This is a genomic window from Actinoplanes subglobosus, from assembly GCF_042650585.1.
Classification (GTDB): domain Bacteria; phylum Actinomycetota; class Actinomycetes; order Mycobacteriales; family Micromonosporaceae; genus Actinoplanes; species Actinoplanes subglobosus.
In genome coordinates, this window is record NZ_JBHSBL010000005.1 from 546,660 (window position 1) to 563,107 (window position 16,448).

The 16,448-nt window shown below is 72.9% G+C and carries 10 protein-coding genes; 5 read left to right on the forward strand and 5 right to left on the reverse strand.

Translation table 11 applies throughout. From position 1 onward, the window contains the following. The first annotated feature begins 212 nt into the window (after positions 1–212). The 5 genes from ACFO0C_RS05895 to ACFO0C_RS05915 all read left to right on the forward strand — a co-directional run bounded on the left by ACFO0C_RS05895 (position 213) and on the right by ACFO0C_RS05915 (position 11,331). Entirely contained in the window at positions 213–4,361 is a 4,149-nt protein-coding gene (locus ACFO0C_RS05895) for a hypothetical protein (protein WP_378065474.1), read from the forward strand. 88 nt (positions 4,362–4,449) lie between these two features. Then, entirely contained in the window at positions 4,450–6,438 is a 1,989-nt protein-coding gene (locus tag ACFO0C_RS05900; protein WP_378065475.1) for a DNA polymerase IV, read from the forward strand. Between the two features lie 356 nt (positions 6,439–6,794). After that, on the forward strand, positions 6,795–8,543 hold the full coding sequence (gene ctaD / locus ACFO0C_RS05905) for an aa3-type cytochrome oxidase subunit I (RefSeq protein WP_378065476.1): 1,749 nt from the start codon (positions 6,795–6,797) through the stop codon (positions 8,541–8,543). 133 nt (positions 8,544–8,676) lie between these two features. Next, positions 8,677–10,098 carry a hypothetical protein gene (locus ACFO0C_RS05910; RefSeq protein ID WP_378065477.1) on the forward strand — a complete coding sequence of 474 codons (1,422 nt, stop codon included), beginning with the start codon at positions 8,677–8,679 and terminating at the stop codon, positions 10,096–10,098. Between the two features lie 72 nt (positions 10,099–10,170). Next, positions 10,171–11,331 (forward strand): M20 family metallopeptidase, encoded by a 1,161-nt coding sequence (locus ACFO0C_RS05915; RefSeq protein ID WP_378065478.1) that lies wholly within the window; start codon positions 10,171–10,173, stop codon positions 11,329–11,331. A 2-nt stretch (positions 11,332–11,333) separates the two neighbouring features. Here ACFO0C_RS05915 and ACFO0C_RS05920 read toward each other — a convergent pair whose 3' ends face one another. From ACFO0C_RS05920 to ACFO0C_RS05940, 5 genes are all read right to left on the reverse strand, one after another. Further along, on the reverse strand, positions 11,334–12,410 hold the full coding sequence (locus tag ACFO0C_RS05920) for a cytochrome P450 (protein WP_378065479.1): 1,077 nt from the start codon (positions 12,408–12,410) through the stop codon (positions 11,334–11,336). Between the two features lie 100 nt (positions 12,411–12,510). Further along, entirely contained in the window at positions 12,511–13,272 is a 762-nt protein-coding gene (locus tag ACFO0C_RS05925; RefSeq protein WP_378065480.1) for a glycosyltransferase family 2 protein, read from the reverse strand. Beyond that, positions 13,269–14,720 (reverse strand): class I adenylate-forming enzyme family protein, encoded by a 1,452-nt coding sequence (locus ACFO0C_RS05930; RefSeq protein ID WP_378065481.1) that lies wholly within the window; start codon positions 14,718–14,720, stop codon positions 13,269–13,271. The genes ACFO0C_RS05925 and ACFO0C_RS05930 overlap by 4 nt, the downstream gene beginning before the upstream one ends. A gap of 10 nt (positions 14,721–14,730) precedes the next feature. After that, positions 14,731–15,468, reverse strand: coding sequence for a glycosyltransferase family 2 protein (locus ACFO0C_RS05935; protein WP_378065482.1), 738 nt, complete (start codon positions 15,466–15,468; stop codon positions 14,731–14,733). Continuing rightward, positions 15,465–16,445, reverse strand: a complete 981-nt coding sequence (locus tag ACFO0C_RS05940; RefSeq protein ID WP_378065483.1) for a 3-oxoacyl-ACP synthase III family protein — start codon at positions 16,443–16,445, stop codon at positions 15,465–15,467. The genes ACFO0C_RS05935 and ACFO0C_RS05940 overlap by 4 nt, the downstream gene beginning before the upstream one ends. Positions 16,446–16,448 lie beyond the last annotated feature (3 nt).

Genomic DNA, 16,448 nt, shown 5'->3' on the forward strand with positions numbered 1-16,448 from the left:
CTGGAGCCGTGCCTGCTAGCTGGGAGAATGTCGCTTTTTGGGACCGAGCCGTATCGTGGCACAGCTGTCGGAGGACTGTAAAGCGCGGTCGATCCAGATTTTGGGATCGCTCCCATCCGTCCGATTGGGGTAACTGTCCATGATCACGCATTGTGATGATGGAGGCGCGGTCGTAATCTGTCGCGGTTGACGGAGAGTGACGAAGGGCAGAAATGACCGAACCGGAGTCACTGCCTGCCCCGCGCCGTGATCCGTGGACCGTCGCCATCCACGACGGACCACACGGGCGGGCCGCCGCCGACCGGCCCCTGGGCACCGGCGTCCTCATCGACCCGTGGCGGGTGCTCACGTCGTACGCCGTGGTCCGTGACCGGCACCTCGCGGAACAGCCGGTCTGGGTGGCGTTCCCCAAGGCGCCGGTGCCGCGAACCGAACGCCGCGCCGTCGCCACCGTCCGCACCGACGCCGACGGTGACATCGCCGTCCTGGTCCTGGCCGGGGCGGCACCGGACCAGGTCCGGCCGGCCCCGCTGCTCTGCCCCGACGGCGCCGACCTGGCCGGCGAACCCTGGTGGACGTTCGGGTTCCCGCCGGACAGCCCGTTCGGCGCCGACGGCTACGGCACCGTCGGATCGGCCCTCGCCTACGGGCGCGTCCGGCTCGACGCCGACCGCCGGCGGCCGCTGCGTCCCGGATTCACCGGCGCCGGGCTCTGGTCGCCCCGCTTCCGGGCCGTCGTCGGCCTGGTCGGGCAGATCCACACCACCGGCGGCAACGCCGGCGAGGCCGCCGCCCTCACCCTGCGGCAGGCCGCCGCCGACCTGCCCGGCGAACACCTCACCGACCTGGCCGGCTGGTCCGTCGTCGACGCCGGCGAGACCGCGCTCGCCGCCTGGGGCTGGTCGCTCACCGACGACGTCGAGGCCACCCGGCACTGGCGGCCCCGGGCCCGAGGCGTCGCCGTCGACGCCGAGACCGGCTACCGGTTCCGTGGCCGCCGCGCCGCCCTGCGCGCCGTCACCGGGTTCCTCGACCGCGGCACCCCCGACGGGCACGTCCTCGTCGTCACCGGCTCACCCGGCGTCGGCAAGTCCGCGGTCCTCGGCCGGATCGTCACCACCGCCGACGAGGGCATCCGCCGCGCCCTGCCGGCCGACGACGACAGCGTGAAGGCCCGCGTCGGCTCGGTGTCCTGCGCGGTGCACGTCAAGGGCAAGACCGCACACGACGTGGCCGTCGAGATCGCCCGCGCCGCCGCCGTCCGTCTCCCCGACGACGTCACCCAGCTCGCCCCGGCCCTGCTCGCCCGGCTCACCCGCCACCCGCAGGGCCGGTTCAACCTCGTCCTCGACGCGCTCGACGAAGCCGTCACGCCCGGGCAGGCCCAGCAGATCGTCGAGGACATCGTGCTGCCCGTCGCCCGCACCTGCGCCGCCGCCGGGGCCCAGGTCGTCGTCGGCACCCGGCGCAGCGACGACGGCGGCGACCTGATCCGGCTGTTCGGGCCCGACCTCGACGTCGTCGACCTGGACGACGAACGCTACTTCGAAGCCGAGGACCTCACCGCGTACGCGCTGGCCACCCTCCGCCTCGTCGGTGCGGAACGGGACGGGAACCCGTACGCCGACATCGCCGTCGCCGGACCGCTCGCCGCCCGCATCGCCCACCTCGCCGACCGGAACTTCCTGGTCGCCGGGCTCACCGCCCGCCGGCACGGCCTCCACGACAGCGCGCCCGCCGACCCGGCGCGACTCGACTTCCCGGCCGACGTCGACGCGGCGCTGGAGGCTTACGTCGCCCGCCTCCCGGCCGTCGGCGGCACCCCCGCCAGACTTGCACTGACCGCTCTGGCCCATGCCTGGGCGCCCGGTTTCACCGTCGAGCTGTGGCAGGTCGTGCTCGCCGCCCTCGGCGCCTGCGTCGGCGTCGACGACCTGACCGAGTTCGCCCGGTCGTCGGCCGCCAACTTCATCGTCGAGACCAGCGGGCGGCCGCCGGCGGCCCGGTTCCGGCTCTTCCATCAGGCCCTTGACGACGCCTTACGGCGGGCCCGGGCCACCGTTGGCGGTCCGGCGTCGGATCAGCGGGACATCAGCGAGCACCTCATCCGGTACGGCCGGAGGCGCGGCTGGGCCGGAGCCGACCCCTACCTGCTCTCGGTGCTGCCCGAACACGCCGCGGCCGGTGGGGTGATCGACGAGCTTCTGACCGATTATGAATACCTGCTCCACGCCGACCTGCTGCGCCTCGTCCCGCCCGCCGCCCACGCCCACACCGTGCTCGGACAGCAGCGCGCCCGGCTGCTGCGGCTCACCCCGAACGCGGTCGGCGCCGGACCCGCCGAACGGTCCGCCGAGTTCAGCGTCACCGCCGCCATCGAGGGGATCGACGCCCGCATCGCCGTCGACGGGCGGGAACCGTACCGGGCGGTGTGGGCGGCCGTGCAACGACGACCCGAATGGGCCGCGCTACGCGGGCACACCGGTGACGCCGCGGTGGTCTGCTCCCTCACCCCGCGCGACGGCCGCGACGTGGTGGCCAGCGGCGGAACCGACGGCACCGTCCGGATCTGGAACCCCGAGACCGGCCAGCAACGGCTCCTGCTGCGCCCCGGCGTGCCGGTGACCGCGCTCGCCCCCGTCCGGGCCGGCACCCGCGCCCTGCTCGCGGTGGCCGGTCCGGTCGGCGGGGTCACCCTGTGGGACCCGGAGACCGGACAGGAACGCCACCGCCTCGACGACCTGCCCGGAATGGTCCGGCAGGTGATCGCCCACACCCCCGGCCGCGTCGCCGTCGTCACCGGCGACGGGACCGTCACCGTGTGGGAACCGGTCACCGGAGAGACCCGGACGGCCGGCGCCTTCGGTGAGATCACCGCGGTCACCGGTGACGGGCGCGGCACCGTCGTCGTCGGGACCGCCGACGGCTCGGTCGTCATCGTCCCCGACAGCGGCGATCTCCCGGTGGCCCCGCCCGGCCGTCCGCCCGCGCCGCCGGGTCTTCCGGCCGCGCCGACCGCTCGTTCCGGTTCGGCGGCGTCTCCCGACGGCCCGGTCGGTGCGCTCTGCCATCTCGTGCTGCCCGGCGGGGCGGTGATCGCCGCGGCCGCCGGACCCGTCCTGCGGATCTGGGACGCCGCCACCGGCCAGCCGATCCACGTGCTGCAGCATCCCGGACGACGGATCACCGCGCTCAGCGCCGTCCGCACCGCCGGCGGTGACCTCCTCGCCACCGCCGCCGACGACGCCGTCGTCCGGCTGTGGAACCCCGCCACCGGACGTCAGGTGCGCACCCTGCCGGGCCGCGGGACACCCGTCACCGGACTCTGCGTCACCACCGTCCGCGACCGGCCGCTGCTCGTGTCGGTCGGCGACGACACCGTCCGGCTCTGGGACGTCGACGCCCAGGAACGCACCGTCACCACCTCGTCGACCGCCGCCTCGGTCACCGCGCTCGTGCCGACCGTCCACCAGCGGTCCGCACTCGTCGCCTGCGGGCACGGGGACGGGCTGGTCCAGCTGCGCAACGCCGCCAACGGGGCCGCCGTACGGGTGTTCACCGGACACGAGGGGCCGGTCACCACGCTCACCACCGTGCATGCGGGCGGTGAGGTGCTGCTCGCCTCCGGCGGGACCGATCACACCGTACGGATGTGGACCGTCGGCGGTGGCCAGCGACCGCGCCAGGTCTATCAGCCCGGCTGGTCGTGGGCGGTGTGTGCGGTCTTCTGGCGCCGGCAGGTCTACCTCGCCTGCGCCGGCCGCGGCGGAACCGTCCGGCTCTGGGACCCCTGGTCCGAGCGGGAATGGCGGCCCCGGTGGGGGTGGTTCATCCGCTACTGGCCGACACCGGCCGGGCCGATCTCGTCACTGTGCCCGCTGCCCCAGTTCGGTGGCGCGCTGGTCGCCGGGACGGGCGTGGACGGCACGGTCCGGATCTGGGAGGTCGGCACCGGCCAGGAACGCGCCGTCTTCACCGGGCACACCGGCCGGGTCCGGGTGGCGTGCGCCCTCGGCAACGGCCTGATCGCCTCGGCCGGTGACGACCGCACGGTGCGGATCTGGGACGGGTACAGCGGCGCTGCCGCTCACGTGCTCACCGGGCACACCGCGCCGGTCACCGCGCTCTGCCTGGTCACCGTCTCCGGGCGGCGGTTGCTCGCGTCGGCCGGGCAGGACGCGACGGTACGCCTGTGGGATCCGGAGACCGGCACGCACGAACTGACCATCCCCGTGCACCATCCGGCGAACGCCTGCACCGAGGCGGCCGGTCTGCTCATCGTCGGGACGGCGGCCGGGGCACTCGGACTCAGCCTGTCCGTACCCGGCCTTCCCCCATCTGATTCCGCTGACCCTGTCTGACCTGGCCGGATCTCGCCCGCTACCGCGAGGGCGAACGCACGCGATGCCATGGCGGGTTTCTGTCGTACCCGGCGCATAGTCTGCGTTCGTGAGGGGGGAACCGAGCATTCTGCACGTCGACCTCGACGCCATGTTCGCCGCCGTCGAGCAGCGCGACAAACCGTCGCTGCGCGGCAAGCCGGTGATCGTCGGCGGGGTCGCCGGGCGCGGCGTCGTGTCCACCGCGTCCTACGAGGCGCGGGCCTTCGGGGCGCGCTCGGCGATGCCGACGGCCCAGGCACGGCGGTTGTGCCCGCTCAACACGGCGTTCCTGTCTCCACGATTCGCGGCCTACCAGCGGACCAGCGCGGTCGTCATGGAGTTGCTGGCCGGTGTCTCACCCCTGGTCGAGCAGGTCTCCATCGACGAGGCCTATGTCGATCTCGCCCCCACCGGCCGTGACCTGAGCCTGGCCGCGGTCACCGACCTGGCCCTCCGGCTGAAGGCGGAGATCGCCGTCGCCACCGGGGGCGTGACCGGCTCGATCGGTGCCGCGTCCAGCAAACTCCTCGCCAAGATCGGTTCCGATCTCAACAAGCCCGACGGCCTCACCATCGTCCCCGCCGGTCAGGAGCTCGCCGTCCTGCATCCGCTGCCGGTCCGGCGTCTCGGTGGCGTCGGCCCGGCCACCGAGCTGCGCCTGCACCGTGCCGGCGTCCGCACCGTCGGTGACCTGGCCGCCCGCTCCCTCGACGACCTGGTCGACTGGTTCGGCACCGCCCACGGCCACGGGCTCTACCGCCTGGCCCGCGCCGAGGACAACCGTCCCGTCGTCAGCGAGCGCGAGGCCAAGTCGGTCTCGGCGGAGGAGACCTTCGACGTCGACCTCACCGACCCGGCCCGCTTGCAGCGCGAGCTCGACCTGCTGGCCGGCCGTGTGGCAGGCCGCCTGCGCCGTTCCGGCCTGACCGGCCGCACCGTCAACATCAAGGTCCGCCACCCCGACTTCACCACGATCACCCGGGCCGTGACCCGAGACCAGCCCACCGACGACGGCGTCCTGATCGCCCAACTGGCCCGCCGCCTGCTCAGCGACGTCCCGACGGCCGGTGGCATCCGTCTGCTCGGCGTTGGTGTGTCAGCGTTGTACGACTTCGCCCAGGACGACCTGTTCACCGCGGCGGGCGAGGATCCACCGGATTTCGACCCCGCACCGCCCCTGGCACCTTCGCCGGGCGCATCCCTTACCTCTTCGCCGGCCACGACCGTCACCCCTTCGCCGGGCCCACCCCTCCCTCCTTCGTCGGGTGCGATGGTGCCGGGCGCTTCGGCGTCTGCGTCGGGTGCGGTGGTGTCGGGCGCTTCGGCGTCTGCGGCGGGTGCGGTGGTGCCGGGTGCTTCGGCGTCTGCGGCGGGTGCGGTGGTGCCGGGTGCTTCGGCGTCTGCGGCGGGTGCGGTGGTGCCGGGTGCTTCGGCGTCTGCGGCGGGTGCGGTGGTGCCAGGTGCTTCGGTCTCTGCGGAAGGTGCGGTGGTGTCGGGCGCCTTGGCCTCAGCGGCGGGTGTCGACGCCTCGAATGAGTCGGGCGATTCTGGCTATTACGGGTTATTGTGCCCGGATGGGTCGCCCGCTCCCGGTGACCCGTCTTCGGGCGTGGCCGCGTCGCCGGTCCAGGACTCGCCGCTGGAGCCGGCCTCGCTGCCGGGTTCCGCTTCGCTGCCGGGTTCCGCGTTGCCGCCGCGCGTCGGGGCGCCCTCGGAAGATGCGACCGCGTTGCCGTCGGCTGATGCCGCGCCCGTCCCGGTTCCCGCTTCGGCGCGGATACCGGCCGACGTGCCGGCGCGGATACCGGCCGACGTGCCGGCGCGGATACCGGCCGACGTGCCGGCGCGGATACCGGCCGACGTGCCGGTGTGGCGTCCTGGCCAGGATGTTCACCATGACGAGCACGGTCCCGGCTGGGTTCAGGGGAGCGGCATCGGCCGTGTCACGGTTCGGTTCGAGGGACCGCTGACCCCGATCGGCCGCGTGCGGACCTTCTTCGTCGACGATCCTCAACTGCATCCCGCCGACCCACCGGACTGGTCTCCGTCGTTGTAGCAGCGGTCATCGGCGTCTTGAGGGTGGGAAAGGGATCTGAGCGGATGGCATGACGGTGACGCCCATCGAACTCGGGACGGGAGGAAAGGGGAAGGGCGGCTGGTGCTCGGGCGGGGAGTGCCTGGCCTGCGTGCTGCAATGCCGGGGTGGGCCGGTCGCCGGCGAGCCCACGGCCGGTGCCGCTGATCACTGCACCCCGGTCCGGGTCTCGCCGCATGTCACGGCGCTCATTCCGTACGCCATCGTGATTGATCTCCTGAGCGGGGGGAACTCGGAGGGAACCGGGGTGGTGCCGGGCGTCACCGGCTTGTGCTGAGGGGCGCTGCGGAGTACGAACAGTCCAGGGAGGACTTTCGATGACCGCTGTTTCCCCGCGCCCCGTCGAGTCGCGGCCGTGGCCGTCGCGACGGCAGGTAAGAGGATCATGGCTGGCCCGGACGATCCGTACCACCGACGCGAAGCAGATCGGGATCATGTACATGGTCACGGCGTTCGCGTGGTTCGTGCTCGGCGGCGCGATGGCGCTGCTGATGCGGGCCGAGCTGGGCCGTCCAGGCATGCAGATCCTGTCGCCCGAGCAGTACAACCAGCTCTTCACCATGCACGGCACGATCATGCTGTTGTTTTTCGCGACGCCGATCGTGTTCGCGTTCGCCAACTTCGTGGTGCCGATCCAGATCGGGGCGCCGGACGTGGCGTTCCCACGGCTGAACTCGTTTGCGTACTGGCTGTATTTCTTCGGGGGCCTGATCGCGTTCGGCGGGTTCCTGGTGCCGGGCGGTGCGGCGGATTTCGGCTGGACCGCCTACACGCCGTTGAGCACCTGGCAGCACTCGCCGGGCGTCGGCGGCAACATGTGGGTGGTCGGCCTGGCGATCTCCGGTGTCGGCACGATCCTCGGCGCGGTCAACATGATCACCACGATCCTGTGCCTGCGGGCGCCCGGGATGACCATGTTCCGGATGCCGATCATGACGTGGAACATCCTGCTCACCAGCGTGCTCGTGGTGCTGGTCTTCCCGTTCCTGGCGGCGGCGCTCTTCGCCCTGGCAGCCGACCGGGTGCTGGGCGCGCAGGTGTTCAACGTGGAGACCGGCGGGCCGATGCTGTGGCAGCACCTGTTCTGGTTCTTCGGCCATCCCGAGGTCTACATCATCGCGTTGCCGTTCTTCGGGATCATCACCGAGGTGGTGCCGGTCTTCAGCCGCAAGCCGGTCTTCGGGTACAAGACCTTGGTCGCCGCCACCGTCCTGATCACCATGCTGTCGATGAGCGTGTGGGCGCACCACATGTTCGCCACCGGGCAGGTGCTGCTGCCGTTCTTCAGCCTGCTCAGTTATCTGATCGCGATTCCGACCGGGATGAAGTTCTTCGTCTGGATCGGGACGATGTGGCGCGGGCAGATCACGCTCGAGTCGCCGATGCTGTTCGCGATCGGGTTCATGGTGACGTTCCTGCTGGGTGGCCTGACCGGGGTGCTGCTGGCGTCGCCGCCGGTCGACTTCCACGTGCACGACAGCTATTTCGTGGTCGCCCACTTCCATTACGTGCTGTTCGGCACGATCGTGTTCGCGGTGTTCTCCGGCATCTACTTCTGGTTCCCGAAGATGTTCGGCCGGATGCTCGACGAGCGGCTCAGCCGGGTGCATTTCTGGCTGACCTTCGTCGGGTTCCACGCGACGTTCCTGGTGCAGCACTGGGTCGGCAACGAGGGAATGCCCCGGCGGTACGCCGACTATCTGCCCGGCGACGGCTTCACCACCCTGAACATGATCTCCACGGTCGGCTCGTTCGTGCTGGGGGCGGCCACGTTGCCGTTCCTCTACAACGTGTGGAAGTCGTACCGGGTGGGCGAGGTCGTGACGGTGGACGACCCGTGGGGTCACGGGAACTCGCTGGAGTGGGCCACGAGCAGCCCGCCGCCGCTGCGCAACTTTGACCGGATGCCCCGGATCCGCTCCGAACGGCCCGCCTTCGACGCCAAGTTTCCGCAGCTCGCGGCGGGTGGACAGTCGGTCGCCGGGCCGCCCGAGGGTGGGGCCCGGCCGCTGACCGAGGAATCCAGTGGCGGGGCGAGCTATCCGGAGGACCGTACCGATCGTTGAGTAGGCGGTTACGGAGGAACTGTCTGGTTTGCGCATAGACGCTCACTGTGAAAGAGGTCTTAAAGCCCCGTACCTAGCAAACTGCGCAAGGCGATGAGAGGTCGGACAACCCACCCCTTCCGGAAGGGACCTCATGCCGATCGCTCTGCACGCGCTGGTCGCCGCCGCGCTCGCGGTGCCCGCCGCGCCCGTCGCCGCCACGACTCCCCGGGACTGTGCCGGAGACTTCACCGCGCGCTCCCGGGCCGACCTCGCGAAGATCACCGTCCTGGATCCAGGCCCGCTGGCCCGGGGAATGCCGGCCCTGACCGACGTGCGGATCGCCAGCGCCGAAGGCGCCGTCGACAGCTCGGCACGGCCGTACCGCAGCATCGCCTCCGGCCGGCACGCCGACGCCCGCGTCCTCGGGCTCCCTGCGGGCGGCGCCGGAGCACGGCACGCCGCCCCCAGCCGCGGCGGACCCGACGAGAAGGAACTCCTCGCCTTCCACGCGGGCGGGCTCGCCACCAGCAGCGCCGGGCGGTCCACCGCCTACGCCACCTGGGACGACGACTACCGTTGCGGCAAGATCGGACCGCTGACCCGGGCCGCGACCATGCTCGGCGGGCTGTCCGTCCTGGACGGCGCCATCATCGCGGGCGGTCAGCCGACCAGCATTCTCCGGATCGGGCCGACCGGCTCCACGCAGAGCGCGACCGATCTGCTGCGCGTCGGGAACGGGCGGACCGGCGTACGCTCCGGCGCCGCGGCCACCCTCGGCGACCTGAGCTTCTTCGCCGGTACGCCGCAGGAGATCTCGGTCAAGGTCGTCAACCAGCCGACTCTCGAGGTCATCGCCGGGTCCCATGCGCGTGACGCCGAGGTCAACTACCGCCCGGCGGTGCTCCGCGTCACCGCCCCGGGCCGGCCCGTCCAGGTTCTCAAGGACACCGGCACCGTCGTTTCCCTCGGCCTCATCGGCAACACCGTCACCCAGGGACCGCCGGCCGTGCTCGAGGTACGGCTCTCTCTCGGCGAGGTCGAGAAGTCGCACCGCGGGCGCCAGGTCGAGGCCGAGGCTTCGACCGTGCGCGTCGAGATCAGGCTCGGTACGACACGCGTGCTCGACGCCAGTTTCGGCAACCTCGCGGTCGTCGCGTGCGCGCCCGTCGCCGGCCCGGGCCGCCCGGGCATCCCGCAGCAGCCGCGCCCCGGCCAGGGCTCGCCGCCGGCGAACACCGGCACGGACGGCGACACCGGCACGGACGACGACGACACGGACACCGGCACCGATACGGACACCGGCACCGGTGACGGCACGGGCACCGGCACCGATACGGACACCGGCACGGACACGGGTTCCGGCCAGGGCCCGGACACGACCCCCGAGACCCCCACGGTCGTCGATCAGGTTCCGGTCGCCGGGCCCGTCGATTCCCCCTCCGACGGTACGGACGGAGGCGCGCTCGCCCTGACCGGAGCCGATGTGACCGTCTTCGGGTTCGCGGGCGCCGGCCTGATCCTCGCCGGCCTGATCTCGCTGCTCCTGACCCGTCGTCGCCGGACCACCCGCTGACCCCGCTCCGCACGTGCGCCCGGGCCGTCCCGCTGAACTGCTCAGCGGGGCGGCCCGGCTTACGATGACGGCATGTCGCTGGGTACGGACACCACGGTCGACGAATGGCAGGCACGGCTGCTCGGGCTCAGTCACAGCCTGCACGCCGAGCCCGAGACGGCTTTCGAGGAGCACGCGTCGGCGTCGAAACTCGCCACGCTGATGGACGAGGCCGGCTTCGCCGTCGACCGGGGCGTCTGCGACCTGCCGACCGCGTTGCTCGCGACCTACGGCGACGGCGACCTGACGATCGGGCTCTGCGCCGAGTACGACGCCCTTCCCGGCATCGGCCACGGCTGCGGCCACAACATCATCTGCGCGTCCTCGGCCGGTGCCGCCATCGCGCTGCGCACCGCCGCCGACCGCTACGGCTTCCGCATCCTGCTGCTCGGCACCCCCGCCGAGGAGAGCGGTGCCGGCAAACAGCTGATGCTCGAACGCGGGGCCTTCGACGACGTGACCGTGGCGATGATGGCCCATCCCGGCCCGTCCGCCGACACCGCCGGCGCCACCCAGGCGTGCAGCCGGTTCTCCGTCACCTTCGAGGGCCGGCCCGCCCACGCGGCCGGCGCACCGTGGGACGGTGTCAACGCCGCCGACGCCGCGGTGATCTCCCAGGTCGCGATCGGCCTGCTCCGCCAGCAGACCCCGACCGGCTACCGGGTCGCCGGTTTCGTCCGCTCCGGCGGCGAGAAGACGAACATCATCCCCGAGCGCAGCGTCCTCGAATACGAGGTCCGCACCCCCGGCGCCGACCTCCTCGACACCCTCCGCCGCCGCGTCCAGGCCTGCTTCGAGGCGGGCGCCCTCGCCACCGGCGCCACCGTCACGTTCGCCCGGACCGAACCCGACTACCTCGACATGCGCAACGACCCGTGGCTGCTCGACTGTTACCACGCCCATCTGCCGGCGTTCGGCCGTACGGCGGTTCCGCTTCCCGGCGGTTTCAGCGCGGCCTCCACCGACATGGGCAACGTCAGCCACGCGATACCGTCCATCCACCCGATGATCGGGTTACGGGGTGTCACGGCGATGCCGCACACCCACGAGTTCGCCGCGGTCACCGCCACCCCGCCGGGCGACGAGGCGTTGCTCCACGCGGCGAAACTCCTGGCCCGGACGGCCACCGACCTGGCCACCACCCCCGAGCGCCGAGCCGCCTACCGGGCCCACCACCGGTCCCGCCTCCACTGACCTCAGCGGGTCGCGGTCACCGTCAGGACGGCCCAGCCGGGGAGGGCGCTCCGTCGATCGGGAACGGCGTCCCGCACCACCGGACGGTAGGGGGCGAGTGCGACCAGCGCGTCCGTCAGCTGGGCGCGGGCCAGGCGGGCTCCCGGGCACGCGTGCGGACCTGCCCCGAACACCAGCTGTGAAACCTGCGGCGGGGCCGGGTCCGTGGGGGACGGGTCGCGGTCGTGGGCTCCCACCGCGTGGCGGGCGATCAGGATCAGGCGGTCACCACGGCGGATCGGGTGGCCGGCCACGGCTCCGGTGCCGGCGGCGACCCGGGGGAGCAGCGGTGTGGGGGCGGTGACGCGGAGAAGTTCGCCGGTCAAGGCATCGGGGGCGCTTTCGGCGTACCCCCAGAGGTCGGCATCGGCGCACCAGGCCGCCGCTCGCGGCAGCCCGGCGACCGTCGTGTTGATCGCGGCGACTGCCAGCATCGCCGCCAATCCGCTGTCGGGGGCCGCTCCCACCAGGGCGTTCAGATGGTCGGCGGCCTGCCGTGCGGCACGGCGGTGGGCCGCGGGGCGAGGGCCGGGAAGGTGTTCGCGGGCGGCCGCGGCGGCGGCGGAACGGGCGGCGGCCGCGAGTTCGTGCGGGTCGGCGGTGAGGTCGAGGAGGGCGGCGGCGGTGGCCCCGGAGAGTTCGGCGGCCACGTCCACGAGATCGACGGCGTGGCCGGTCGCCAGGGGGGCCAGGCGGTGCTTCAGGATGTCGGTCCAGATCGGGCGCAACCGGTCGACACCGTCGGCGCCGAGGGACGCGGCCAGGTCACGGCGTGCGCCTCGATGGTCGTCGCCCTCCTGGTCGAACAGCAGCCCGCCACCGGCCAGCTCACCGGCGGCGCCGCCGGTGGTGCCCTCGGCGGTACGGTCCAGCGGCACCCGGATCAGCCCGTCGGTGAACGCGGCCCGCGAATGGGCGATGACGGTCCCGCCGATCCGGACCGCGTCCCGGCGGCGGGTGGCCGCGAGCAGGGCGAACAGCAGCGGATGACTACGCAGGTAGACCAGCCGGTCCCGTCGGCGCGCCCGCTTCTGTGACATTTCCGGCCCCCGCCCGGCTCATTCCGGCCTCCGCCGGAGAACGCGATCATCGTTCGGTTCCGGCCGGATGGTCAACTCACCGGCCCGGAGAAGCGGTGACTCAGCGGACGTGGACCTGGGAACTCGTCGGCGGACGCCACCGCCGGTCCCAGTACCAGAGGAGCGTCCGCCGCGCGCCCCACGCCCGCAACCGCCGCAGGCTCGCCTCGACCACCAGGTCCTCGGCCCGCACGATCCGGCCGGTCACCCGCCGGGCCCGGTTGAGCAGTGTCACGTCCTCGGATCCCTCTTCGAGGGCTTCCCGCGCCGTACCGCCGCACCGCAGGTAGAGGTCGGCGGTCAGGGCCAGGTTGTGCCCGTGGACCAGGACGTACGGGCTGCGGAACTCCGGCCGGCGGTGCGCCTTGCGATACCGCCCGTAGACGGCCGCCAGCCTGACGGCGGCGGGGAAGACATGGCGTTCGGCCCAGGTCGGCCGTTCGTCACGGCGGGGGACACTGCGGCCACAGACAAGATCACCATCACGGAGGTACGCCCGGAGCGTCGCCACCCAGTCGGAGGCGGGCAGGCAGTCGGCGTCGGTTCGGGCGAGGTACCCGGCTCCGGTCGCGATGGCGTGCCGGAACCCGGTGTCGGCGGCGGTGCCGGCCCCGCGTTCGGTTTCGGTCACGACCTCGACGGGGAACGGGGCCGTCACCGCGAAGCGCCGGACCACGCCGGCGGTGTCGTCGGTGGACGCGTTGTCGACGACGATCAGCCGGAACCCGTGGTCGGTCTGCCGGGCCAGCGCCGCCAGGGTGCCGCCGATCGACGCGGCCTCGTTGTAGGCGGGCACGATCACCGCGAGGATCGGGGTGCTCATGGCCGTACCCGCTGATGGGGTATCGCCGAGGCGAGCGAAGCCGCAGCGTGCCGGTCGGGTTTGCGGGAGCGCCCGGCCAGCGGCACCGCGGCGAACAGCACCCGGTCCGGCCGGGCTGATCCCATCCGGTCGAGTGGCTCGCGGAGCGCGGCCTCGACGGCGGCCCGGCTGGCGCCGGGGGTGGTCTCGATGACGGCGACCACGTGTTCGTCGCCGTCGCCCGCGGGCACGCCGACGAGGACGGCTAGGGAGACACCGGGCACGTGCAGCGACGGCTCGTACAGTCCGGGATAGATGTTCTCGGCCTTGCGCAGGATCATGTCCTTGCTGCGCCCGCCGAGGACGACGCGCCGCCCGGACACGGTGGCGATGTCACCGGTCGCGACCCATTCGTGCGGATCCGAGCCCAGATAGCGGTCGCAGACGCCGTCGCCCGCGAGCAGCAGCTGCCCGTCCTCGTCCCGGCGTGCCCGCACCCCGGGCAGCAGGTCACCGACGAGGTCGCCGTCACCGGTGAAGGCACCCTTCTCCCGTGACTCGACGGCGGCGGCCGGGAACACCTCGGTGAGCGCGTAGACCCCCCACGCCTCGTCGGCTCCGGCGGCCCGGACCCGGTCGAGCAGATGCGCCGACACCGGCGCCGACCCGCTGTAGACCCGCCCGCGGAACGGGACCCCGCCGTCGAGCGCGGTCCGCAGCTGCGGCGGTGTCAGGTAGACGGCCTGCGGCCGCAGCCCGATGATCTGCCGGGCGAGGGCCCGCGGCCGCCGCTCCGGCGACATCACCGGCGCCCCGGCGGCCAGCGACGGCACCATCACGAAGAACGTTCCGCCCAGCACCGGCACCCCGGGCACCGGCCGGACCAGGTCGGCGACCGACCGCAGCCCGGCGTCCAGTCCGGACCGGGTGTGCACGACCGCGCGGGGCCGGCTCGTGGTGCCGGAGGTGAAGATGACGACCGCGTCGCCGTCCCCGTCGTAGGCGGGCGGAACCGGCCCGGGGACGAGCCGCAGCGACGGCGCGTTGCCGGGCAGGCGGGGGCCGGCGGTGACGGTCGGGCCGAGCACGCTGAAGTCGGGCAGTGCCAGGCCGGCCCGGCGGGCGAGCGGGGCGGCCCATCCGGCGACGGCCTGGGCGGCCGCGTCGGCGACGACCAGGGCGGGCCGGGCCAGCGACAGCCGCGCGGTGAGCACGTCCGGTCCGGCGGTCGGGTCGAGCAGCGCCACCCGGACGCCGAGCCGGTAGGCGGCGAGCACCATGGCCAGCGCGCGGGGCCCGGGGCGGATCGCCAGGCCGAGGGTGTCGCCGGGGCCCAGGCCGCGGGCGTGCAGGGCGGTCGCGTACCGGTCACGGAGTTCCGCCAGATCACGTCGGGTGACCGTGCGCCGGCCGCGCAGCAGAGCGGGGGAGTCGTCGGACAGCGAACCGGTGCTCAGCGCGTCGAGCAAGGGGCCCCTCTCATCGTGGGTCCGGGGTCAGGTGGCCGCTGCCACGGTCGAGGTACCAGCGGGCGGTCCGCAGCACCCCGTACGCGCGGAGCCTCCGGGTCGAGTTCTCCACCACCATCGACCGGCTGTGCACGATCGATGAGGTCGTACGGCGTACCCGGTTGAGAAAGAGCCGGTCCGTCGGCGACGGCCGCCGCGGCATGCCCCCGCACGCCTCGTAGAGCGTCGCGGTGATCGCCATGTTGTTACCGGCGTGCATCCGGTAGGGCGCCCGGAATCCGCTGTCCCGATGTGCCGGCCGGATCCGCCCGAACGCCGCCGCCAGCGTCACCAGCAGCCCGAACACCGCCCGCCCGGCCGGTCCGTGCTCGTCGCGCCGCGCGGTGATCCGCCCGCAGGCCATGCCGGCGCCGCCGGTCAGGGTGGCCCGCGCCGCCGCCACCCAGCCGGGCCGGGGCAGGCAGTCGGCGTCGGTACGCGCCAGCAGCACCGCCCCCGCCGCGATGGCGTGCCGGAACCCGGTGTCGACCGCGCACCCGACGCCCTTCTCGGTCTCGACGAGCACCCGCACCGGGAACGGCGCGCACCCCCGGAACGCCTCGACCGCCGCGACCGTGGTGTCGGTGGAGCCGTTGTCGACGACGAGCAGGGTGAAGCCGGTGTCGGTCTGTGCGGCGAGCGCGTAGAGGGTGGCGCTGATCCGGGCGGCCTCGTTGTAGGCGGGAACGATCACCCACAGGTCGGTCACGAACGCTCCCACACCATGGTCATCATGCTGACACCGCCGCCGAGCCCGATGAACAGCACCTTGTCCCCGGTCGCCAGTCGCGGGAACGTCCGGCTCAGCTGAACGCCGAGGGTCGCGCTGGCCATGTTGCCGAACGAGGTGACGGTGACGTCGAGCCGGTCCTTCGGCACCCCCGTGACCTCGATGAACTTCTCCAGGTACGGCATTGTCACCTGGTGCACCAGGATGCGGGCGTAATCGGTGTAATCCAGGCCGGTCCGCTCCCGCACCCGGTCCAGGATGTTCGCCCCGATCGACTCGAACACCCCGCGCAGCCGGTGCCCGTCGCCGGTGAACCAGGTGTGCTCCTCGCCCCGCGGATGACGTGACCCGCCGCCGGGGATCCCGCCGACCTTCCAGTGCTCCGAATGCGTCTCGGTGTCGACGTCGAGGATCCCGCCCCGCTCGACCGGCTCCACGACCACGGCCGCACCGGCGTCGCCGAACGTGTACCCGGCGAACGCCTGCCGCGCCTCGGCCAGCCCCGACACCCGCGGCCGCATCACCCGGCTCGGCGTCTCCCCGGTCACGACCAGCGCCCGCCGCGCCCGCCCGGCCAGGATCATCGACCGGGCCAGGTCGATCCCGTTGACGAAACTGTTGCAGGCGTTGGTGACGTCGAGCGCGTGCGCCCGGCTGCCGAGCCCGTCCTGCAGGATGTGCGCGGTCGCCGGCTCCACCATGTCCCGGCTGGCCGACGCGAACAGCAGCAGATCGACGTCGGACGGCAGCAGCCCGGCCGCGTCGAGGGCGGCGCGGGCGGCGTGCAGTCCGAGAGTGGACGCGTACTCGTCGTCGGCCGCGAACCGCCGCCGCTCGATGCCGGTGAGCCGGGCGAGCAGTCCGCGGGGCAGCTTCCCGATCCGCTCCTGCAGCTCGGTCGTGGTGACCTCGCGCTCCGGCAGATGGGCCCCGACCGCGGTTATTCCGACTCGCACTAT